The sequence below is a fragment of the Ensifer sp. ENS10 genome (assembly GCF_014852025.1).
Classification (GTDB): domain Bacteria; phylum Pseudomonadota; class Alphaproteobacteria; order Rhizobiales; family Rhizobiaceae; genus Ensifer.
Genome location: NZ_JACVAS010000009.1, coordinates 105,757 through 127,200, shown reverse-complemented (window position 1 = coordinate 127,200; position 21,444 = coordinate 105,757). Strand labels below are relative to the sequence as shown.

Genomic DNA, 21,444 nt, shown 5'->3' with positions numbered 1-21,444 from the left:
ATCTCGTGACCGCTCGAGACGCTGCTACCCGCCTCCTAATAGAGAGATTGTCTACGGTTGCCCCTACCTTTGGCCAAAGTCTCTGCCGCCCACCCCGGCAATAGACAATCTGTCGCCTTCCCTCTGGCAGACTTCTTCCAGACAACCAGAGGAGGCCGCCATGACCGCCGTATTTGCCCGCACGACCTTTCACGACGCCCTCGCCCGCCTTGCCGATCCGCACCTGCTCAGGGAGCTCGCCTATGTCGGCGGTCGCTGGATCGCCGGCCATGACGGTGCCGGCTTCAAGGTGACGGATCCCGCCTCGTCGGCGACCATCGCCTGGGTCACAGCCCTTGATGCCGAGCAGGCCGGGGAGGCGATCTCGGCCGCGAGCGACGCGCTGCCCGCCTGGCGCAGCATGCTGCCGCAACAGCGCTCCGCGATCCTGCGCAAGTGGCATGACCTGATCCTGGAGGCCCGCGCTGATCTTGCGCTGCTGATGACGCTGGAACAGGGCAAGCCGCTTGCCGAGTCCAGTGCCGAGATCGACTATGCGGCCTCTTTCATCGAGTGGTATGCCGAGGAAGGAAAGCGCCTCAACGCCGAAAGCGTCACCAGCCATCTTCCCGGAGCCGAGATGATCGTGCGCCGCGAGGCCCTCGGCGTCGTCGGCATCGTGACGCCGTGGAATTTCCCCTCCGCCATGATCACCCGCAAGGCCGCAGCGGCCCTTGCCGCCGGCTGCACCGTCGTTGCGCATCCCTCCAGCGAAACACCGCTTTCAGCACTTGCCCTTGCCGAACTCGGCGAGCGGGCCGGCCTGCCCTCAGGTGTCTTCAACGTGGTGACAGGGGATGCCGCCACCATCGTTGGCCGCATGAATGCCGATGCGCGCATCCGCGCCATGAGCTTCACCGGGTCGACGGAGATCGGCAAGCTGATTGCCGGCCAGTGCGCACGGACGATGAAGCGGCTGGTCATGGAACTCGGCGGTCACGCGCCGCTGATCGTCTTCGCCGATGCCGACGTGGAGAAGGCAGCCGATATCGCGATCGCCGCAAAGTTCGCGACGTCTGGCCAGGATTGCCTCGCTGCCAATCGCATCTATGTCGAGCGGCCGATCCTCAGGGCTTTTGAGGAGGCCTTTGCTGCGCGGATTGCGCGCTTGAAGGTCGGCGCCGGGCTCGACCGCGACTGCGAAATCGGCCCGCTGATGCACGAACGAGCGATCGCCAAGGTTGAGGAGCAGGTGGCCGACGCGCTGCGGCTTGGCGCCAAGCTTGCAGTCGGCGGACGACGCCACCCGGCCGGGCCGCTTTTCTTTGAACCCACACTCCTGACCGACGTGCCCGACGAGGCACTGATCATGCGCGAAGAGACATTCGGTCCGGTCGCAGCCGTGACGGCCTTCGACGACGAGGACGAAGTGATCGCCCGCGCCAACGACACTGAGTATGGCCTCGTCGCCTATGTCGTCACCGAGAGCGGCGCGCGCCAGATGCGTCTTGGACGGGCGCTTGAGTACGGCATGGTCGCCATCAATCGGGTGAAGATCACCGGCGGACCGATCCCCTTCGGAGGCTGGAAGCAGTCGGGCCTCGGCCGCGAAGGCTCCCGCCACGGCATCGAAGCCTTCACGGAACTCAAATACCTCTGCATCGACACGGCCGCCTGAGCGCGCGCCACATTTCATACGCGAAAGGAAAGACCATGCTCGACAGAAGCAACGAACTTACCGCCTGGGACCGTGATCACTTCTTCCACCCGTCCACGCATATGGGCATGCATGCGCGCGGCGAGACGCCGACCCGAGTCATCGGCCGCGGCGAAGGCGTCTACATTACCGACACCAGCGGCAAGACGAGCCTTGACGCATTTGCCGGCCTCTACTGCGTCAATGTCGGCTACGGCCGGCAGAAGATCGCCGACGCGATCGCCGAGCAGGCCAAGAACCTCGCTTACTACCACGCCTATGTCGGTCACGGCACAGAAGCCTCGATCAGGCTGTCCAAGTTGATCATCGATCGCGCGCCTCAGGGCATGAGCCGTGTCTACTTCGGTCTTTCAGGTTCGGATGCCAACGAGACCAACATCAAGCTGATCTGGTACTACAACAACATCCTCGGCCGGCCGGAAAAGAAGAAGATCATCTCACGCTGGCGCGGCTATCATGGGTCCGGCGTCATGACGGGCTCGCTGACCGGCTTGCATCTCTTCCACAACGCTTTCGACCTGCCGCGCGCGCCGATCCTGCACACGGAAGCGCCCTACTTCTTCCGCCGCCCGGACCGGTCGATGGATGAAGAGCAGTTCTCGCAAGATTGCGCCGACAAGCTCGAAGAGATGATCCTGGCCGAAGGACCGGAGACGATCGCCGCCTTCATCGGCGAGCCGATCCTCGGTACGGGCGGCATCGTACCACCGCCGAAGGGCTACTGGCAGAAGATCCAGGCGGTGCTCGAAAAATACGAGATCCTGCTCGTCGCCGACGAGGTGGTCACCGGCTTTGGCCGTCTCGGGACGATGTTCGGCTCCGACCATTACGGCATGAAGCCCGACCTCATCACCATTGCCAAGGGCCTGACCTCTGCCTATGCGCCCCTTTCCGGCACGATCGTCTCCGACAAGATGTGGCAGGTGCTGGTGCAGGGCTCTGACGAGCTGGGCGCGATCGGCCATGGCTGGACCTATTCCGCCCATCCGATCTGCGCGGCCGCGGGCGTTGCCAATCTCGAACTGATCGACGAGCTGGGCCTTGTCGAGAACGCCGGCAAAACCGGCGCCTATTTCCGCTCGGAACTGGCGAAAGCGCTTGCCGACCACAAGCATGTCGGCGAGGTGCGTGGCGACGGATTGATGGCGGCGGTCGAGTTCGTCGAGGACAAGGACGACCGGGCCTTCTTCGACCCGGCAAAAAAGGTCGGCCCGCAGATCGCCGCCGCCCTCCTGGAACGCGGCGTCATCGGCCGCGCCATGCCCCAAGGCGACATCCTCGGCTTCGCACCACCACTCTGCCTGACGAAGAAAGAGGCTGACATCGTCGTGAAAGCGGCCGCAGACGCGATCACATCCGTGCTCGGCTCAAAGTAAGGCCCGGCGAGCAGGAAACGATGAAAGAGGCCCAATGGCGCAATCATGCGTTTCCATTCCCTGCATGCCCGGCCGCGCAAGCGACCGGGCATAAGCTCGAAGTTCAGGAGGGCCCGCGGCCACGCGCTCAATGAAGCCTCTGGTGTCTCGGACCGAAGAAACCTCCGGTCCTCACCTTAAAGCTTATTCTAGAACGATGGCGTGCCCGCGCGGACACAGCTACGCCTGCCTCTCTCGCTTCAGCAGGTATTGAGCTGTGGTGAGGTAATAGTTCCGGGCGTTAGCATTGATCTGGCGTTCGCCCAACTCGGTCAGCGCCTGAGCCTTGATCTCCTTGGCTGCCATGTTCGCAGGGTCAACGGCCAACACATGGTCGATCATTTCTGCCGCCCATTGAAACTCCTTGGCCTCAATGGCTTCCCGGGCGCGGGCGATGACCTTATCTAGGCCTCCTGCCATTTCGAGCATCTTTCGGGCGCGCTCCCCGGGCGGCAGAGGATTCAAATTCGTGGCATTTCCATCGAACCAGCCGACGTAATCGGCGTAAATACCACGCACAGCCCACGCGACAGTGCCATAGTATTCTTGCAGGTAGGGGCTCTTTGAGAGCTCAGGAGAGAGTTTCACCTCCTGAACAAGCTCGTCGGGTGTCTTTCCTTGTTTGATACCGGCCAGGGTCTGGTCGAGGACGGTCTTGATGCCGTCGCGGTAATCGGTGAGAGCCTTGCGGACCTCGTCCCTCCCGAGGATCGGGCGCATGTGGCCCTGGACCATGTAGGTGGCGTCCAAGGCGAGCATTTTGTCGAGGCTTGCGATCCACTTCTCCGGCGGCCTCAGCTTCAGGCCGCGGATCGGCGAGAGGTTCGGGTATGATTTCAGGAAATCATCGCCGGGGACCAGCACTCCCTTCCCGGCGATCCAGATCGCCGTGTTCTCAGGAGACTCCCCTGGCGTATGGATGAGCTGCATCTGCACCCCCGCCAGCTCTATGGTCTCGCTCTCCCCTCTGAACGTGCGGGTCGGCGGCAGGAATCCCTCCCGCGTATGCGGGGTCACACGGCCATATTCGAGCTTCGTACCCGCGTTGATGAACAGATGGTCAGCGAGCTTGGTGCCGAAGGCATCACCGCCGTCGCGCGGTCCTCTTCCGAACTCAGGACCAGATTCCAACAGCGTCTGATGGCTGTAGATTTCGGGGTTGTCAGATCCGGCAAACACGCTCGCGCCGCCGGAATGGTCCGGGTGATTGTGCGTGTAGATGATTGCCAGGACGGGACGTACGAAGCGATTCCCGAAGGCGTCCACGATCGCCTTTGCGTCGACGGGGTTTGCAGACGTGTCGACGATAATGGAGCCTTTCTCCCCCTGGATCAGCGTGACATTGCTCGCCGAATACCCCACTGCAGCAAAGACACCGTCCGTGATTTCGATGACTTCCTTCCGGAATTCTGCGGAACTCGCACGCAGTTGCTCGCGCCCGGCGAATTCATCTGGAGACGCGGGCGACGTCTGCCCGAGTGTTGATGCGACCATCAAGGTTAGTCCTACTTCACGGCTCCACGAGCCTTGCATGGTACGTTCAGAAATGACGGCGACCGGCCGTCTGTCGTTGCGGTTGCGACTGCAACGCATCCCGTGGACTTGATATGGGAATAACTGACGGAAGTCCCGTCCTTCCTTGCGGCCAGGGTCTGCGTGGTGATCGTCGGAGCCCTCAAGTCTCTTCGGCCGTGGGGCTAAAACGCGGCCGGCTGTCCTGGCCAAGCGGCGTGCCAGTGGAAAGCTACCTTTCTTTGCGCTGGTTCAAACAGCCCGGTTCCTCTTGCCTTTAGGCTGGACGTCGAAATACCGGATCGTGATTGCGCAGCGCCGAAAGATGCCGCTACGCAACTCTGGACGTGGAACAAACGTAATGCGAGCAGCCGAACCCGCGATGACATCGACATTGGCCCAGACAAAAGAGGACATCAGCCGTGCGATCGCACGGATGCACGGCGCGATCTTGAGCAGCGCCATCGACTGCGAATGCCGTGACCGCGTGGGCGAGGCACTGCGCGACCTTGAGAGGCTGGAGCGCGAGCGGATCGAGCGGAGCCTGCTGACCGCGGCCGGCGAGCAACGGCGTAGGATCGCGGCACTTCTCGAACTGCTGGATGATTTCGACCCAAAGGAAACAGATACGCTCGACGACGGCACCATGGCTGAGGCGGGCCTGCTCTTCGCCGATATCGCCGCCGCCGCAGAGTTGGGTTCCTATCTGCTACGACAAGCGCGCCAGGTTCACCATTCGTCCGACGTGGTGCAGGAGGTGAGCAATCGTGCCGCACCCAGCGAGTGACCTTTGCCCAGCGCGTTTCGAAGGCTTGCAGCGCCGCGACGCCTCGCAGCGCAGCCGGTTCAGAGACGCGCTTCTGGACATTGCCATGTCCCAAACCGTTGCGCTCGGGGAAATGAGCTTGCTTCTCGAAACCCTGCAAGACGATAGAGGAACCGGAAGCACAGACTGGCGCTGATGTGGCCGTCTCTCGCGTCCTGGCCGTTGCGGCGAGTAGTGACATCCGGTTCGCCACGGAACCCGACGAAGGCTGCTCACATTGATCCTGGAGCCCATCCGTACAGACGCTGCGCATGGTCATGACAGGGCCGTTTGGCAGGGTGGGCCGCTCCGGAAGCGGCCCACCCTTCGTCGTCCGCTTAGATATCCCAGTCGGAGTCCAGCGAGTACGCCTCGATGGTGTCGATCTTCATCTCCGCGCCGTCGGCAAAGTCGTCATTAGGCGTGTCGGCCATCCCTCCAACCGCGAGATTGACGAGCATATACATCGGCTCGTGCATATCCGCGGGCGTGTCCGTGCGGGCGATCTCCGTGTCGTCGAAGTACCAGACGATCTCATCTTCCGTCCAAAGCACGCCATAGTCGTGAAACCCATCGGTATCGGCGACCTGCACTCCGTCTCGGCTCACGGTGTGCTCGCCACATTCGTTGGAATGGGCGGTGGTGATCACGGTATTGGTGTCCTGCCCGCGCATTTCGACGACGTCGAGTTCCGGCGGCCAGGAGCCGTCGGCGGGTAGCAGCCAGAAAGCGGGCCAGGCGCCTTGATCGTCCGGCATGTCGGCTCGCATCTCGAAGTAGCCGTAGGTCTGGGCGAAGGACGAATAGGTCGTCAGCATCCCGGACGTGTAATCATAGCCACCGATCTCGGACTGGATTTCTTCCGAGGCGCGCTCGGCGGTGATCGTCAGCACGCCGTCCTCGACCGAAAACGGGTTGATGGAAGCGGTCGGCTCATAACTCGGATTGACGTACCATTGCAGCTCGCCGTTTTCGGTTAGCGTTGCCCCCTCTTCCGGCGCCCACCAGTATTTCGCATCCCAGACACCGCCTGTGTCGCTGCGGAGTTGAAGCGTGTCGAAATCATCCGAGAAAGTCTGCGTGAAGGCGGACCGGTCCAGGTTCAGCTTGAACTGGCTCTCCTGCAATTGGTCGGTTGTCGTATCGGCGAAGACCACACTTTCGCCCTCGGCGAGATGAAGGCGGAGATCGTCCCCCTCCTGGGCAGAATTGGCCAGGACCTGGTCGAACGAGGTGAAGCCATAGCCATCGAGGCGGACCGTGTCGTTGGAGCTGAAATCGGCGATGAGGTCGCTGCCGTTGCCATGTTCGAACACGAAAGTATCGGCTCCACCGGCGCCGATGAGCACGTCGTTACCTGCGCGTCCGTCGATGGTCTGGCTGCCCGAACCACCGGTGATGATATTGTCGGCACTGTTGCCGAACGCATATCGGTCGTTGCCGGTGACGGTCAGGTTCTCGAAATTCTCCGGCAAGGTGTAGCTCATCCACGTATCGATCGTGTCTACGCCTTCGCCGGGGGCCTCTTCGGCCCGGTTCGTCGATGAATAAAGGTAGTAGATGTCGTCGCCCGTGCCGCCGACCATCGTTACGTCGACGGAACTATCGCCCCAGATGGAATCGTTGGCCGGCGTGCCGTAAAGGGTCGGTCCGGATCCGGTTGCGGAATACCATGCCGTCGAACTTCCGCTGTAATAGACCGGCTGTCCTAGGGCGTTCATGGCAGTTCTGCTCATCGAGAAGTCTCCTGCTTGATAGAGTGCCCCTTCCCGGTGAGCACCCCTAGCATCTCTGACTGTGGCCTGTCGCCCACACCTCAAACTCTTTTGCCCCTGCGCATTTTTTAGCCGCGATAGCAATGGGCGCGGATAGGCTCCCGCGGGGATCGAAGCACTCGCCGGAAAGCGCCGGCGACGCGATTCTTAGAATGGAGAAACGAAAACGCACTCAGGCTGCAGCATCACGATGGCGCGGATTCCGATCGATACCGCATGGGAAGTCCCTACCGGTCGCTGCTTTTCCTATTGATAGATATGGATTGTCGACACGCCGAGAGTGTGTCAGCTTCCCGCTTGGGAGGCTGATCGATGATAACGCCGCTGTCGCATATGCGTGAGATAGAGCGTGTTGGCTTGGGCGCTGCGAGCCCGCGCGATGCACCCGTGGTCCAATCCTGGCTTCGCTGCCTCAATGATTACAAGCTGGATCCGACGATCGCGCAGGAAGCCTATATCGTTCCGGGATCGAAGCTGCGCGAGCATCGCGAACAGGCTGAAGAACTGATCCGCATCGGCCGCTCCGGCCTTGAAGGGCTGTTCAACCAGGTCGCCGAACAGAACTATGTTTTGTTGCTATCCGATGCGCGTGGCGTCACCGTCGATTTCATGGGCGACCCTACTTTCGACAACCAGTTGCGCAAGGCGGGTCTCTATCTCGGCTCGGAATGGTCGGAGAGCCGAGCAGGAACCTGTGCCGTCGGGGCCTGCATCGTCTCCGGCGAACCGGTCATCATTCATCAGGACGATCATTTCGACGCCAGCCATATCGGGCTGACTTGTACGGCGGCGCCCGTCTTCGACACGCTTGGCGACCTTACCGCCGTGCTCGACATCTCCCAGCTCCGGTCACCCACCGCCAAGGCGAGCCAGCAACTGGCGCTGCATCTGGTGTCCGCCACTGCGCGGCGGATCGAGCTCGCCAATCTCATGACCCGTACCCGCAATGACTGGGTCCTGCGGCTTGCGCGCTCTCCGGAATTCCTTGATGTCGACCCGGACGCCGCCATCGCTCTCGATGGCAGCGGGCGTATCACTGGCATGACCCATGGCGGTTTTGGCGCACTCGCCCGCTCGATGAACATCCGCGGCCTCAGAACGCGTGATTTTCTCGGACTTCCGGTCTCGGAGGTCTTCGATATCGACGTGGACGACCTGCCAAATTTCATGCGCGGCCGGCCGAACGGCGAACGCCTGCTTCGAGCCAAGAGTGGTCTTGTCCTTTTCGCTAGCGCCATCGCGCCCGTCGTCAGCCTTCGCACGCCTGCCGGCGCGGAACCGCGCCTTCCACGGGCTTTGCGCGATCTCAGTCGCGGCGACGCCGCAATGGAACGGGTGCAGACCCGCGCAGCGAAACTTGCGACACGCAACATCTCTATTCTCATTCAAGGGGAAACGGGCAGCGGCAAGGAATATCTTGCGCGCGCGATCCATGACAGTTGCGGCGGCAATGGCAACTTCGTCGCGGTCAATTGCGCGGCGATCCCGGAACATCTCATCGAATCCGAACTCTTCGGCTACGCTCCCGGCGCGTTCACTGGCGCCAGCCAGAAGGGCAAGCGCGGCCTGATCGAGGATGCCGACGGCGGCACCCTGTTCCTCGACGAGATCGGCGACATGCCGCTTTCGCTGCAAAGCAGGCTGTTGCGCGTGCTCTCGGAAAATGAGGTCCAGCCGGTCGGCGCGCTGAAGGCGCGCCCGATCCGCCTGCGCGTCGTTTCCGCTTCCCACCGCGATCTCGCGGAACTGGTGAAGGAAGGCCGTTTCCGAGAAGACCTTTATTACCGCCTGAACGCCGCAACGCTCTGCCTCCCAGCCTTGCGAGAGCGCCAGGATCTCGGCTGGCTGATCGACCAATTGCTCGCTCGCATCGAGAAGGAAAACAACGAACCCTACCGCATCGACAAGGCCGCGCGGACAGCCTTGCTGGCGCATGAATGGCCGGGAAATCTGCGTGAGCTTTCCAACGTCCTGCGGGTGGCCGCCGCGCTTTCCGAAAGTGGCCTCATCGATACCGAGTGCCTGCCGGAACATCTCTTCGCCGCCGCCGTCCGTTCGTTGCCTGGTGAGGATGATGCACTGAAACAGGCGCTGCGAGACTGCGGCGACAACGTCTCGGCACTTGCAAGAAAGCTCGGTGTCAACCGCTCCACCATCCATCGTCGCCTGAAGCGTCTCAACTGACGCAACGCCTGCAACACCTGTTGCGCAGCAACTGTTGCATTCCCCGAGGCTTTCGGCTGCGGATATTTTTAAGCCATTGATATTACCGCAGAAATAAGCGGAATCGCGATTTGGCATGCTGCTTGCTGTCCCTCCTGTGCAAGAACAACAGGAGGAAACACAATGAAAGCTCTGCGCTTTCACGCCGCCAGGGATCTACGCATTGACGATGTCGAGGCCCCGCCTCAGCCCGGGCCGGGCGAGGTGCTGGTGGAGAACCGTTTCTGCGGTATCTGCGGGACCGATCTGCATGAATACGCCTATGGGCCGATCTTCATCCCGAAAGAGCCGCATCCCTTCACCGGCGCCCATGGACCACAGATCCTTGGTCATGAATTCGGCGGCATCGTGAAGGCAGTCGGCGAAGGGGTCAACCATGTGAGGCCTGGCGACCGGGTCTCGGTCCAACCGCTGATCATGCCCCGCCGTGGCGACTATTACGCCGATCGCGGTCTGTTTCACCTGAGCGCCAACCTCGCACTTGCGGGCCTCTCCTGGCATTCCGGGGGAATGGCGGAAGCAGCCCTTCTCAACGACTACAATGTCCAGCCCATTCCCGATGCACTGTCCGACGAGGAGGCCGCGCTGATCGAGCCCACCGCAGTCGCTGTTTACGCCTGCGACCGCGGCGGCGTCACCGCCGGCAGCAGCGTGCTGGTCACCGGCGCAGGGCCGATCGGCATTCTCGTGGCCATGGCTGCGCGGGCCGCCGGCGCTTCGAAGATCTTCCTCTCCGACCCCAACGAGACGCGACTGTCGCTGGCCAAGGAAGCGCTGGGCGACGTCCGCACGATCAATCCGAAGATGGAAAAGGTCAGCGACGTCGTCCAGGCCGAGACCGAGGGCGGTGTCGGCTGCGACGTCGCCATCGAATGCGTCGGCAACGAACATGCGCTCAAGGCCTGCGCAAGCGCCGTGCGCAAGCAGGGTGTTGTCGTACAGACCGGTCTTCACCCCGGAGAAAACCCGTTGAACTGGTTCGACGTAACCTTCAAGGACATCGATATCCGCGGTTCCTGGGCCTACCCGACCCACTACTGGCCGCGTGTCGCGCGCCTGATCGCGAGCGGCCAGATTCCGGCGCGGCGGATCGTCACCAAATATGTCTCGCTCGGCGAGGCCGTTTCGGCAGGGTTCGACAAGCTACTCGATCCCGCCGGCACCCATTTGAAAATTCTGATCGACCTCAAGCGTTAGGCCGGTCCGCGTTGCGGGGCGGTTGAGGAGCCGTCCCATCTTCATCATAGAGCAGGAGGAGAAACGATGCTCGAGAAGACCCCCACCACCCGCGTCCAGGCGCTGCTTGATGCCTTCGGTGCCGCGCTCGAAACCGGCCGCATAGACGATGCGGTCAACCTCTTCGCCGAGGAATGCTACTGGCGCGACCTCGTCGCCTTCACCTGGAATATCAAGACGGTCGAGGGCCGGGACCAGGTGCGCGACATGCTTGATGCACAGCTCGCCTTTGCAAAGCCCTGCAATTGGCGCGTCGCCGCCGGCGAGGAAGCGACCGAGGCCGATGGCGTGCTCGAAAGCTGGATCTCGTTCGAGACGGCGACCGGGCGCGGCTATGGCCTCGTGCGCATCAAGAACGGCCTTATCTGGACACTGCTAACGGCACTGGCCGAACTCAAGGGCCACGAGGAGAAATCCGGCTTTACCCGCCCGCTCGGCGCCAAGCACGGCCAGAATGTCGGCGCGAAGACCTGGAAGGAGGAGCGCGAGCATGAGGAGCGCACGCTCGGTTATGAAACGCAGCCTTATGTCGTGATCATCGGCGGCGGACAGGGCGGCATTGCGCTCGGCGCTCGGCTTCGCCAGCTGGGCGTGCCCACCATCATCCTCGAAAAGAACGACCGGCCAGGCGACAGCTGGCGCAAGCGCTACAAGTCGCTCTGCCTGCATGACCCCGTCTGGTATGATCACCTGCCCTATATCGATTTCCCGAAGAACTGGCCGGTCTTCGCGCCGAAGGACAAGATCGGCGATTGGCTGGAGTTCTATACGAAGGTGATGGAGCTGAACTACTGGACACGCTCCACCGCCAAATCGGCCAAATGGGACGAAGCCACGAAGCAATGGACGATCGTGGTCGACCGCGACGGCGAGGAAGTGGTGCTGCGGCCGAAACAGCTCGTCTTTGCAACCGGCATGTCCGGCAAGGCGAACATCCCGGATTTCAAGGGCCGCGAGCGCTTTAGGGGTGAGCAGCATCATTCCTCGCAGCACCCGGGGCCGGATGGTTACAGGGGCAAGAAGGTCGTCGTGATCGGCTCGAACAATTCGGCCCATGACATCTGCGCCGCACTTTACGAAGCGGGCGTCGACGTCACGATGATCCAGCGTTCGACGACCCATATCGTGAAGTCCGACACGCTAATGGATATTGGCCTCGGCGGGCTCTATTCCGAACAGGCGCTGGCGAATGGCGTGACGACGGGCAAGGCGGACCTCATCTTCGCCTCGCTGCCCTATCGGATCATGCACGAGTTCCAGATCCCGCTTTACGACAAGATGCGCGAACGCGACGCCGATTTCTACGCGGCGCTGGAGAAAGCCGGCTTCCAGCTGGATTGGGGGGCGGATGGCTCGGGTCTTTTCATGAAGTACCTGCGCCGCGGATCTGGCTACTACATCGATATCGGCGCTTCACAGCTGATCATCGATGGCAAGGTGAAGCTTGCCGCGGGACAGGTGGAAGAGATCACCGAGACCTCCGTAAAACTGTCTGACGGCAAGGAAATCCCGGCCGACGTCATCGTCTATGCGACGGGCTACGGCTCGATGAACGGCTGGGTCGCAGACCTCATCGATCAGGAGACCGCCGACAGGGTCGGCAAGGTCTGGGGGCTCGGCTCCGATACGCCAAAGGACCCCGGCCCCTGGGAGGGCGAGCAGCGCAACATGTGGAAGCCGACGCAACAGGAGGCGCTGTGGTTCCACGGCGGCAACCTGCATCAGTCGCGCCATTACTCGCAGTATCTCTCGCTGCAACTGAAGGCACGATTGGAGGGCATCCAGACACCGGTCTATGGCCTGCAGAGCGTTCATCACAAACGCTGACGGAAGTGAACGACGAGAGGGCGGACTGCTCGCCCTCTCCCGCCTTCGCGAGAAGATCAGGCTAGCTTTGGGAGATCTCGAGCGCTCTCCGAAGCGCGGATGATACCCGCCGCGAGCGAAGACTCTGGCAAACGCTTATCTATGATCGCTCCAGAGACCACGCAAATCGCGCGGAGCTCTCCCGTCGCCTTACCAGTCCATCACCACCTTGCCGGAATTGCCGGAGCGCATGGCCTCAAAGCCGTCGCGGAATTCGTCGATCCTGATGCGGTGGGTGATGACGGGAGAAAGATCGAGGCCGCCTTGCACGAAGGCGATCATCTTGTACCAGGTCTCGAACATCTCGCGGCCGTAGATGCCCTTGAGGTTGAGCATCTTGAAGATCACCTTGTTCCAGTCGATCTCAAAGGCGGCCGGCGCAATGCCGAGGATGGCGATCTTGCCGCCATTGTTCATCTTGTCGATCATGTCGCGGAAGGCCGGTGCCGCCCCCGACATTTCCAGCCCGACATCAAAGCCCTCGGTCATGCCGATCGCCTTCATCACGTCGGCGAGGTTCTGCTTCGAGGCGTCGACGACGTAATCGATGCCGACGCTCTTGGCGAGCGCGAGGCGCGTCGGGTTGATGTCGGTGATCACCACCTTGCGGGCGCCCGAGCGCTTGGCAACGAGCGCGCCCATGATGCCGATCGGCCCGGCGCCGGTGACGAGCACGTCCTCGCCGACGAGATCGAAGGAGAGCGCGGTGTGCACGGCGTTGCCGAACGGGTCGAAGATCGCCGCGACCTCGTCGGGCACGTCCTCAGGGATCGGCACGACGTTATATTCCGGCAGGCAGACGAACTCGCCGAAGGAGCCCGGGCGGTTGACGCCGACGCCGAGCGTGTTGCGGCACAGATGCCCACGGCCGGCGCGGCAGTTGCGGCATTTGCCGCAGACGATATGGCCCTCGCCCGACACCCGCTCGCCGCCATGGTACTTGGTGACGGCAGAGCCGACCTCGGCGATCTCGCCCATGAACTCATGGCCGACGACCATCGGCACCGGGATGGTCTTCTGCGCCCACTGGTCCCAGTTCCAGATATGCACGTCGGTGCCGCAGATCGCCGATTTCTTCACCTTGATCAGCACGTCGTTGGGGCCGATCTCCGGCACCGGCACACGCTCCATCCAGAGGCCTTCTTCCGGCTTCGACTTGACCAGCGCCTTCATCATGTTCGTCATCAGTCTCTCCCTCAGATCACGCCAAGCTCGCGGCCGACCGCTTCGAAGGCGGCGATCGCCTGGCGTACGTCGTTCTCGCTGTGGGCCGCCGACATCTGCGTACGGATGCGCGCCTGGCCCTTCGGCACCACCGGGAACGAGAAGCCGATGACATAGACGCCCTTCTGCAGCATGCGCGCCGCCATCTCCTGGGCGAGCGCGGCATCGCCGAGCATGACCGGGATGATCGGATGGCCCTCGCCGGCAAGCGTGAAGCCGAGCTTCGACATCTCGGTGCGGAAAAGTGCGGCATTGGCATAGAGCCGCTCACGCAGCGCGTCGCCGTTCTCAATCAGGTCGAAGACCGTGAGCGAGGCGGCGGCAATGACCGGCGCCAGCGTGTTGGAAAACAGATAGGGCCGCGAGCGCTGCCGCAGCCACTCGACGACCTCGGCCCTGGCCGAGGTATAACCGCCCGAGGCACCACCGAGCGCCTTGCCGAGCGTGCCGGTGATGATGTCGATGCGGCCCTCGACGCCGCAATGTTCGGCCGAGCCGCGGCCATTTTTGCCGACGAAGCCGACCGCATGGCTGTCGTCGACCATGACCATGGCGCCGTATTTGTCGGCGAGATCGCAGACGCCCCCGAGATTGGCGATGATGCCGTCCATCGAGAACACGCCGTCGGTGGCGATCAGCTTGAAGCGACTGCCCTCCGCCTTCTTCAGCTCCTCCTCCAGCGCCGCCATGTCGTTGTTGGCGTAGCGGAAGCGTTTGGCCTTGGAGAGGCGCACGCCGTCGATGATCGAGGCGTGGTTGAGCGCGTCGGAGATGATCGCGTCCTCTTCGCCCAGCAGCGTTTCGAACAGGCCGCCATTGGCATCGAAGCAGGAGGAATAGAGGATGGTGTCTTCCAGGCCGAGGAACGACGAGATGCGCGCCTCCAGTTGCTTGTGCTCCTCCTGCGTGCCGCAGATGAAGCGCACCGAGGCCATGCCGTAGCCGTAGCGGTCGAGCGCCTTCTTGCCGGCCTCGGCCAGTTCCGCGTTGTCGGCAAGGCCGAGATAGTTGTTGGCGCAGAAGTTGAGCACGCGGTCGCCCGAGGCGACCTCGATCGCGCCCGCCTGCTTCGAGGTGATGACACGCTCCGACTTGTAAAGCCCGGCCGTCTTCAGGCCCTCGAGTTCAGAACGAAGATGGGACAGAAAATCGTTCATTCAGACGCTTCCCTCGGCTCGATGCGCCGCCTCTGCGGGCAATTCGCTGCGACCGGCGGGAAGCCGCTGCGGCAGAGCGCATCGAGACCTTCGAGATCCAGTCGCTCAAGCCCCAGTTCCGGAAGGATGTCGTTCTCGCCTTCGAAGTCCCGACCGTACATCGCCGAGAAAATGCGGATACCCGACTCATGCAGGACCGCCGGGCATCCGGCCAGGCGCGCGAGTTGAGCCGTGACGACCAAGCCAAAGGGGACATCTTCCGTCACGTAACGGCTGTCCGCCGTGGCGGGACCGGTGCCGCAGTGGCCGGCCTGGTGCATCTCCTGGTTCATTTGCGAGATGGTGCTGACGGGAACATGGAACGACAGGTGGAAATGTTGGAAAATGTCGCGCACTTTCAGGTCCAACTTCTCGGCTATGGCCAGGCGCTCGCGATCGAGCGTCTCCAGAAGACGGCCTATATTGGGGGTGACGTTCTGGGCCTGAACCCAGCTCTCGCCGCGTTCCATGCGCGACATGTTGCCAAGCGCGATCCCTAGGTGATTTTGCGGGTTCAGGTTCGAGAGAGCGATCGCCAGAAGGTTGCCACGATCGACAAAATGTTCGCCGAAGAGCGCCGTGCAGACTGCGTATCCCCTGGCGCTCTCCGATGCCGGAACGGTCGCCAGATCAACCTGCTTTCGTATCGTGTTCACCTGGACCAGCGCCGGGCCGAGCTTCCTGCCGCTGACAATCGTCGTCCCCCAGGCAACGATCGGCACGGTTATGCCGCGCGCGGCCAGAAGCGATGAAAGATAAAGCGCTCCGAACGAGGTATGCGAACTGAAGATCACCAGCTGCCCGGCGGCAAGATACGGCGCGATTGCGTCCAGCACGAACCTGTGACCGTAGGCCGGCAGCGCGATGACGATCGCATCTGCACCGCTGACCAGATCTGCTGCGCTCTCAGCGACCGCCGGATCGAATACGCCTTCGACGGCACCCTCGGCCGTCAGGCTTTCTCCCTCGGTGAGCGCCAACGTACCTGTACCGGACGGCGACCAGAGCGTTGCCTTGTGTCCCAGTTTTTCAAGAAGTGCGGCGGTGCCAAAGGCAATAGAGCCCGCACCCGCGATACCTACTCGCATGTCGTTTTCCATTTTAACTGATATCGGGTAACGGGCGCCGCCAGGCGCCCGTCGTTAAGACGCTGCGGCTATGACGCCGCGTTTCGGGAGGGGATGAGTGTGGTCGCTTCGGACGGCCAGCCAACCCAGATGTCGTCGCGGCTGAGGCCTTCCACTTCGCTTGGGTGAACGAGCGCGTTGAGCAGGTGTCCGTCGCCGATCTCGACCTTGAGCGACGTGTGGTTGCCCTTGAAGACGCGCTGGCGGATCCGCCCTTGCACCCGGTTTGCCACGCTCGGTTCGTGCGCCGAGCATTGGATTGCCTCAGGCCTCAACACGACGTAGATCGCGTCGCCTGGCTTGGGAGACAGCGCGCCGGCAGAGGTCTTGATCGTCACACCGTTCCACCGCACCGCGGCTTCCCCAGCCTCGGTGCCCACGACATCGGAACGCAACAGATTGGTTTCGCCGAGGAAGGTCGCCACGAAAGCGGAGCCCGGCTGATTGTACAGGGTCGCCGGATCGCCCATCTGCTCGATCCGGCCATTGTTCATGACCACGATCGTATCCGACATGGTCAGTGCCTCTTCCTGATCGTGGGTGACGAACATGAACGTCTTGCCGGTCTGCTCCTGGATCGCCTTGAGCTCGACCTGCATGGTCTGGCGAAGCTTCGCGTCGAGTGCAGAAAGCGGCTCGTCGAGCAGGAGAACGTCAGGATCGGGCGCCAGCGCTCGCATCAAAGCGACACGCTGGCGCTGACCGCCCGACAGCTCGGACGGAAGGCGGCTTGCGAGTTCCTGCAACTGTACGAGTTCCAGAAGTTCCGATACCCGCTTCTGGATCTGCCGGTTGTCGCGCCCCTTCAACTCCAGGCCGAAGGCGATGTTCTTCGCGACGGTCATGTGCGGAAACAGCGCATAATCCTGAAACACGATGTTCACGTTGCGCCGGTTCGGCGGAACCTGGGTCACGTCGCGGCCGGAGAGCAGGATGCGGCCGCTCGTGGGTGTTTCGAAACCGCCGAGCATGCGCAGCGTCGTCGACTTGCCGCAGCCGGAAGGGCCGAGCAGCGTGACGAACTTGCCGCGCTCTATGTTGAGGTTGAGATTATCGACCGCGACAAAGCTACCGAAGCTCTTTCTGACATTTTCGAACTGAACAACCGGTTCCATCAGCGGATCCTCGAACGACGTGTGAGATATTCTGCGTAAAGTCCAACGATGGCGGTGACGACCAGGACGAGTGTCGCCATGACGTTGATCTCCGGCGACATGCCGGACTGTACGCGGGCGAAGATGAGCATCGGCAGCGTCGGGCGGTAGCCGCCGAGGAAGAAGGTGCGGACGAAGTCATCGCTCGACAGCAGGAGACAGAAGATCATGCCGCCGAATATGGCCGGCCCCAGGTAAGGAAGGGTGACGCGGAAAAAGGTGACGATGCTGTCCGCACCGAGATCACGCGCGGCGTCGACCAGATTGCCCGGCATCGAGCGCAGTCGCGTCAGCACCATGACCACAACGAAGGGCACGGCATGAATGACGTGGCCGAGAATGATGGCCACTGTCCCGGTCGGAAGATCTATGGTCGTGATGAAGATGCGCAAGGAGATCGCCGAGATCATGCCCGGCACGACGGCGGGAAGGCACGCCACGGCAAAGGCCACGTATTGAGCGGCCCCGCGCAGCGACCCGATCAACATCGCAATCCAGACCCCGATCACCGTTGCGATGGCTGTCGTCGCCGCGGCGATCATGATTGTGTAAAGGCAGGCGTCCAGGAACTGCTTGTCCTGAATGACCTTGGCGTACCAGTCGATCGTCAGGCTTCCGAGCGGAAACGAGATGAAGCTCGCATCCTTGAAGCTGACAGCGACCATCAGCGACAACGGCAGAAACAGATAGAGGACAAACAGCCAGTAGACGGACTTGAGAGCCAGCCCCGGCCAATCGAGAAACATGGCGCGCATCAGAATGTCCTTTGCTTCGAGCCGCCGACGACCCGCATGAACAGACCCACGGTCACGAGGGATGCAGCCAGCATGATCATTGCGAAGGCGGCACCCGCCGGCCAGCGGCTGCTGGCACCGTGGAAGAAGCTGCTGATCGTCTCGGAGAACATGCTGGTGGTCGGCCCGCCAAGCAGGATGGGGGCAGAAAACACGCCCATGCAGGTGAGGAAGACCAGCGAACAACCGGAGACGATACCGTCGCGCGAAAGCGGCAGCACGATGCGGCGGAAGCGCGTGAACGGCCCTGCCCCGAGGTCGGCTGACGCATCAAGCAGGGATTTCGGGATCTTCTCGATGGCCGAATAGAGCGGCAACAACATGTACAGGCAGACCATGTAGACCAGGCCGAAGCTGATCGAAAAGGAAGTGTAGAGCATCTGGATGGGACGGTCGGTGAGCCCGATCTCCCGCAGAAGCACGTTGACTGCACCACGATTGGCCAGAAGCATGATGACCGAGAAGATGCGGATGATTTCGCCGGCCCAGAACGGTGCCAAGAGCAAGAGTAGCGCTCGCGACCTGCCCCCGGGCGAGACCACTTTTGCCACATAATAGGCCACCGGATAGACCACGATCAGGGTTACGGCAGTTGCAATCGAGGCGTAGACGAAGCTACGCAGCAGCGGCATCCAGTAGAGTTTCTCGCTGAAGAACAGCGCGTAGTTGTCGAGCGTGAAATTGGCTTCCACGCCAGGCTGCGGCGGGTAGCTGGACAGAAGACTGATGCGCAGCATTTCGTAGATGGGGCCGATATGCATCATCAGCATCCAGACAACCGGCACGCCGGCCAACAGCAGGATGCGTCCGTATCGCCACTCGGCAACGGCACCCAACGTATATCGATAGGCCGGCGAGTGGATCACCCGGGCAATGCCTGTCGAGTACTTCATTTGAGCGGCATAGGCGGGGATACCCCCATCCGCTGTACTTGTTCCCACGGCCATTGAATTGTCCCAAACCTTGACCCGTTGGGCGGCGACCGGACGTGCGTCGTCGTACTGACCCCGTCGTTAAAACGGGGCCAGGGCCAGTCGCCGCTCTATGGTTGCTTAAGCCGCCTTCAGTTCGGCGACGGCGCGATCAATGATTTCGTTTTTCAGCGAACGGTTAGTCGAGCTGAAGAAGGTGACGCGCTCAAGTTCGTCCTGCGGCAACGTCGAAGCCAGCCGCTCCTTGTCGTTGAGCAGCTTGTCGACGCCCGAGATCGTCGAGCTGAAGCCGGACGTGCGCGTCATCGCCGCTCCGACCTCAGGATTGGCCAGGATAGCATCGAACAGTTTGTAGGCGTTCTCGGCGTTAGGCGCATTGTTGACGATGTTCAGCGTGTAGCAGAACCCGTAGGTGCCTTCTTTCGGAACGGACAGTTTCACTGGCACGCCGTCCATGATCAACTTGGCGGCCGGGCCAGACCAGGCTTGCGCCAGGTGGATATCCTCGTTGATGAACATCTGCTGCACTTCGCTGGCTGCGTCGTAGTATTTGCGAACCATATGCTTGTGCTTGATCAGGAAGTCACGCGCCTCGTTTGCGGCCTTGCGGGCCTCTTCGGCCTTGTCGGTATAGGTGACGAAGTCGCCATCGTGGCCGAGATATTTCATGGTGATCGACATGAAGTCGCCCGCCAGGTACGCGGTCAGACCCTCGTATTTCTCGTCGAACATGATGCCCCAGCTGTCGGCCTCCGGCACGTAGTCCGTATTGCGGACCAGGCCTTCGTAGCCGGCCAGGATCGGCAACCCCCACAGGTTGCCCTCGTAACGCGCCCAGGACGCGTCCTGATAGGCCGGGTTGAGGTTCGACCAATTGCGCAGCCTGGCTGTGTCCAGTGCCTGTACCAGCTTCGAGCCGATGAACTGGCCATAGCGATGGCCCGCAACGGTGACGATGTCGGTGGTCGGATTTGCGCCTTCTGCCGTGAGCAGATTGTACTGCTTGCCCTGGTCGTCCGTCAGACGGATGCGCACCTCAATGCCGCTTTCCTTCTGGAACTGCTCGATGAAGTCCTGCGGCAGGAACTTGTCGTATGTGGTGATGTTGAGAACCGAGCTCTGCGCGCTGGCCGGCCGGATGATGTACGGTGCTGCGAGCAGCGTCGCGCTGCCAGCTCCCAGCAGCTTGAGTGCGTTCCTGCGATTGATCTTCTGCCCGATAATCATTTGTTCCTCCTCGCGCCTCCCAGCGTGACTTGATGAGCGTCGGTCCGTGCGTGGCGCAATGCCGGGCCGATCGCCAATCGCGCAACCGGATAGATCCGACTGCAGCCTGCACATAGATAGGCGCAGCAATTTTGACCCGTCTAATTGTTTTTGAGTCTGCCTCTATTCCAAAAGGTTATAGGATCGCAATTCGCGTCGCGGCGCCGGTCGCCGGTGTTTTCCAGCATAGCGAGCGGTCACATTGTCAACATCCGGTGACGGCGCTAGGGTGATTGCAGGCCGCCCCCTTTTGAGAAGTTATGGAATGAAGCGCGCACCGAACCTCCGACAAATCGAGGCCCTCAAGGCCGTGATCGAATGTGGAACGGTCAGCCGTGCAGCCGAGATATTGCATATCTCGCAACCTGCGGTGAGCAAGCTATTAGCGCATTTGGAAGAGGATACGGAACTTGCGCTGTTCGATCGCGTCAAGGGCCGGCTCATCCCTTCGGAACACGGGATGCGGCTCTACAAGGAGATTGATCGTGTCTTTGCCGGTATCAAGCAGATCGAGCGCGCCGTCGACCTGATCCGGCGCGAGGAGCTTGGGCAAATTTCCGTTGGCGTGATGCCGGCCCTGTCCGGTCCCTTCATCAGCCACACCAACAAGCGCTTTCTTGCCAGGTATGGCGATGCCTATATTTCCGTGGTGATCCGCAGTTCGCAATTCATCGTTGAATGGCTGCTCTCCAAACAGGTCGACATCGGCCTGATCAATCGCAATACGGACAACCCCTATATCGAGTGTGTTCCCCTACGCGGCGGCGACCTTGTCTGCATAGCGCCGGCGGGCCATCGCTTCGCGGCGAAACAAGAGGTCGAGCCGGCCGACATCGACGGCGAGCCCTATATCGGCTTTGCCGCCGACAACCGCATCCGGCAGAAGATCGAAAGCACACTTGATGGCTACGGCACCCGCTTGAATTACATCATGGACGCGACCCTTGCGCCGGCGGTGTGTGAAATGGTCGCCAACGGGCTCGGGATTGCCATTGTCGACCCGGTGTTCGCCTACGGCCAGCGCGATCACCTCACGATCAGGCCCTTCCGCCCCAACATTGTATCTGACCTCAGCCTCTGCTGGCTTCGCGATACAAAGAATCGCCATCTCGTTGATGCCTATGTTGAGGCGACGCGCGCCACCGTACAGGAAATGCAGCTCGGAATGGGTGTGACCAGCCAAGCGACTGAGTGACATGGAAGTTCTCGGGCAGTCGGCGGAT

At 61.7% G+C, this 21,444-nt stretch carries 16 protein-coding genes; 7 read left to right on the top strand and 9 right to left on the bottom strand.

The features are described from left to right. The first annotated feature begins 160 nt into the window (after nucleotides 1-160). On the top strand, nucleotides 161-1,657 hold the full coding sequence (locus IB265_RS26700) for an NAD-dependent succinate-semialdehyde dehydrogenase (protein WP_192495334.1): 1,497 nt from the start codon (nucleotides 161-163) through the stop codon (nucleotides 1,655-1,657). Nucleotides 1,658-1,692: 35 nt separating this feature from the next. Next, nucleotides 1,693-3,072, top strand: coding sequence for an aspartate aminotransferase family protein (locus tag IB265_RS26695; RefSeq protein ID WP_192495333.1), 1,380 nt, complete (start codon nucleotides 1,693-1,695; stop codon nucleotides 3,070-3,072). A 219-nt stretch (nucleotides 3,073-3,291) separates the two neighbouring features. Here the strand turns inward: IB265_RS26695 and IB265_RS26690 are convergent, their stop codons facing one another. Further along, on the bottom strand, nucleotides 3,292-4,605 hold the full coding sequence (locus tag IB265_RS26690; RefSeq protein ID WP_192495332.1) for an alkyl/aryl-sulfatase: 1,314 nt from the start codon (nucleotides 4,603-4,605) through the stop codon (nucleotides 3,292-3,294). 379 nt (nucleotides 4,606-4,984) lie between these two features. Here IB265_RS26690 and IB265_RS26685 point away from each other — a divergent pair, with 379 nt between their 5' ends. Further along, on the top strand, nucleotides 4,985-5,410 hold the full coding sequence (locus IB265_RS26685) for a hypothetical protein (protein WP_057249391.1): 426 nt from the start codon (nucleotides 4,985-4,987) through the stop codon (nucleotides 5,408-5,410). A gap of 356 nt (nucleotides 5,411-5,766) precedes the next feature. Here the strand turns inward: IB265_RS26685 and IB265_RS26680 are convergent, their stop codons facing one another. Next, on the bottom strand, nucleotides 5,767-7,164 hold the full coding sequence (locus IB265_RS26680) for a family 16 glycosylhydrolase (protein ID WP_192495331.1): 1,398 nt from the start codon (nucleotides 7,162-7,164) through the stop codon (nucleotides 5,767-5,769). Nucleotides 7,165-7,515: 351 nt separating this feature from the next. On the opposite strand from IB265_RS26680, the gene IB265_RS26675 reads away from it, so the two are divergent. The 3 genes from IB265_RS26675 to IB265_RS26665 all read left to right on the top strand — a co-directional run bounded on the left by IB265_RS26675 (nucleotide 7,516) and on the right by IB265_RS26665 (nucleotide 12,489). Then, nucleotides 7,516-9,387 (top strand): sigma-54-dependent Fis family transcriptional regulator, encoded by a 1,872-nt coding sequence (locus IB265_RS26675; RefSeq protein WP_192495330.1) that lies wholly within the window; start codon nucleotides 7,516-7,518, stop codon nucleotides 9,385-9,387. 162 nt (nucleotides 9,388-9,549) lie between these two features. Continuing rightward, nucleotides 9,550-10,623 (top strand): 2,3-butanediol dehydrogenase, encoded by a 1,074-nt coding sequence (locus tag IB265_RS26670; RefSeq protein ID WP_192495329.1) that lies wholly within the window; start codon nucleotides 9,550-9,552, stop codon nucleotides 10,621-10,623. A 66-nt stretch (nucleotides 10,624-10,689) separates the two neighbouring features. Next, entirely contained in the window at nucleotides 10,690-12,489 is a 1,800-nt protein-coding gene (locus tag IB265_RS26665; protein WP_058328962.1) for an NAD(P)/FAD-dependent oxidoreductase, read from the top strand. A gap of 189 nt (nucleotides 12,490-12,678) precedes the next feature. Here the strand turns inward: IB265_RS26665 and tdh are convergent, their stop codons facing one another. From tdh to IB265_RS26630, 7 genes are all read right to left on the bottom strand, one after another. After that, nucleotides 12,679-13,713: an L-threonine 3-dehydrogenase gene (tdh, locus tag IB265_RS26660; protein ID WP_192495328.1), complete on the bottom strand. Its 1,035-nt coding sequence runs from the start codon at nucleotides 13,711-13,713 to the stop codon at nucleotides 12,679-12,681. 11 nt (nucleotides 13,714-13,724) lie between these two features. After that, a complete protein-coding gene (locus tag IB265_RS26655; RefSeq protein WP_192495327.1) occupies nucleotides 13,725-14,909 on the bottom strand; it encodes a glycine C-acetyltransferase in 1,185 nt (394 codons plus the stop codon). Then, nucleotides 14,906-16,036 carry an NAD/NADP-dependent octopine/nopaline dehydrogenase family protein gene (locus IB265_RS26650; protein ID WP_210334597.1) on the bottom strand — a complete coding sequence of 377 codons (1,131 nt, stop codon included), beginning with the start codon at nucleotides 16,034-16,036 and terminating at the stop codon, nucleotides 14,906-14,908. The genes IB265_RS26655 and IB265_RS26650 overlap by 4 nt, the downstream gene beginning before the upstream one ends. A gap of 68 nt (nucleotides 16,037-16,104) precedes the next feature. Further along, nucleotides 16,105-17,190 (bottom strand): ABC transporter ATP-binding protein, encoded by a 1,086-nt coding sequence (locus tag IB265_RS26645; RefSeq protein WP_192495325.1) that lies wholly within the window; start codon nucleotides 17,188-17,190, stop codon nucleotides 16,105-16,107. Further along, nucleotides 17,190-17,984, bottom strand: a complete 795-nt coding sequence (locus IB265_RS26640; RefSeq protein WP_192495324.1) for an ABC transporter permease — start codon at nucleotides 17,982-17,984, stop codon at nucleotides 17,190-17,192. Before IB265_RS26640 ends, IB265_RS26645 begins: the two co-directional genes overlap by 1 nt. Next, nucleotides 17,984-18,970, bottom strand: a complete 987-nt coding sequence (locus tag IB265_RS26635; RefSeq protein WP_246806048.1) for an ABC transporter permease — start codon at nucleotides 18,968-18,970, stop codon at nucleotides 17,984-17,986. The genes IB265_RS26640 and IB265_RS26635 overlap by 1 nt, the downstream gene beginning before the upstream one ends. A 105-nt stretch (nucleotides 18,971-19,075) precedes the next feature. Further along, nucleotides 19,076-20,182 carry an extracellular solute-binding protein gene (locus IB265_RS26630; RefSeq protein WP_093235071.1) on the bottom strand — a complete coding sequence of 369 codons (1,107 nt, stop codon included), beginning with the start codon at nucleotides 20,180-20,182 and terminating at the stop codon, nucleotides 19,076-19,078. A gap of 304 nt (nucleotides 20,183-20,486) precedes the next feature. Between IB265_RS26630 and IB265_RS26625 the strand changes: the two genes are divergently transcribed. Further along, nucleotides 20,487-21,416, top strand: a complete 930-nt coding sequence (locus IB265_RS26625; protein WP_058327164.1) for a LysR substrate-binding domain-containing protein — start codon at nucleotides 20,487-20,489, stop codon at nucleotides 21,414-21,416. Nucleotides 21,417-21,444 lie beyond the last annotated feature (28 nt).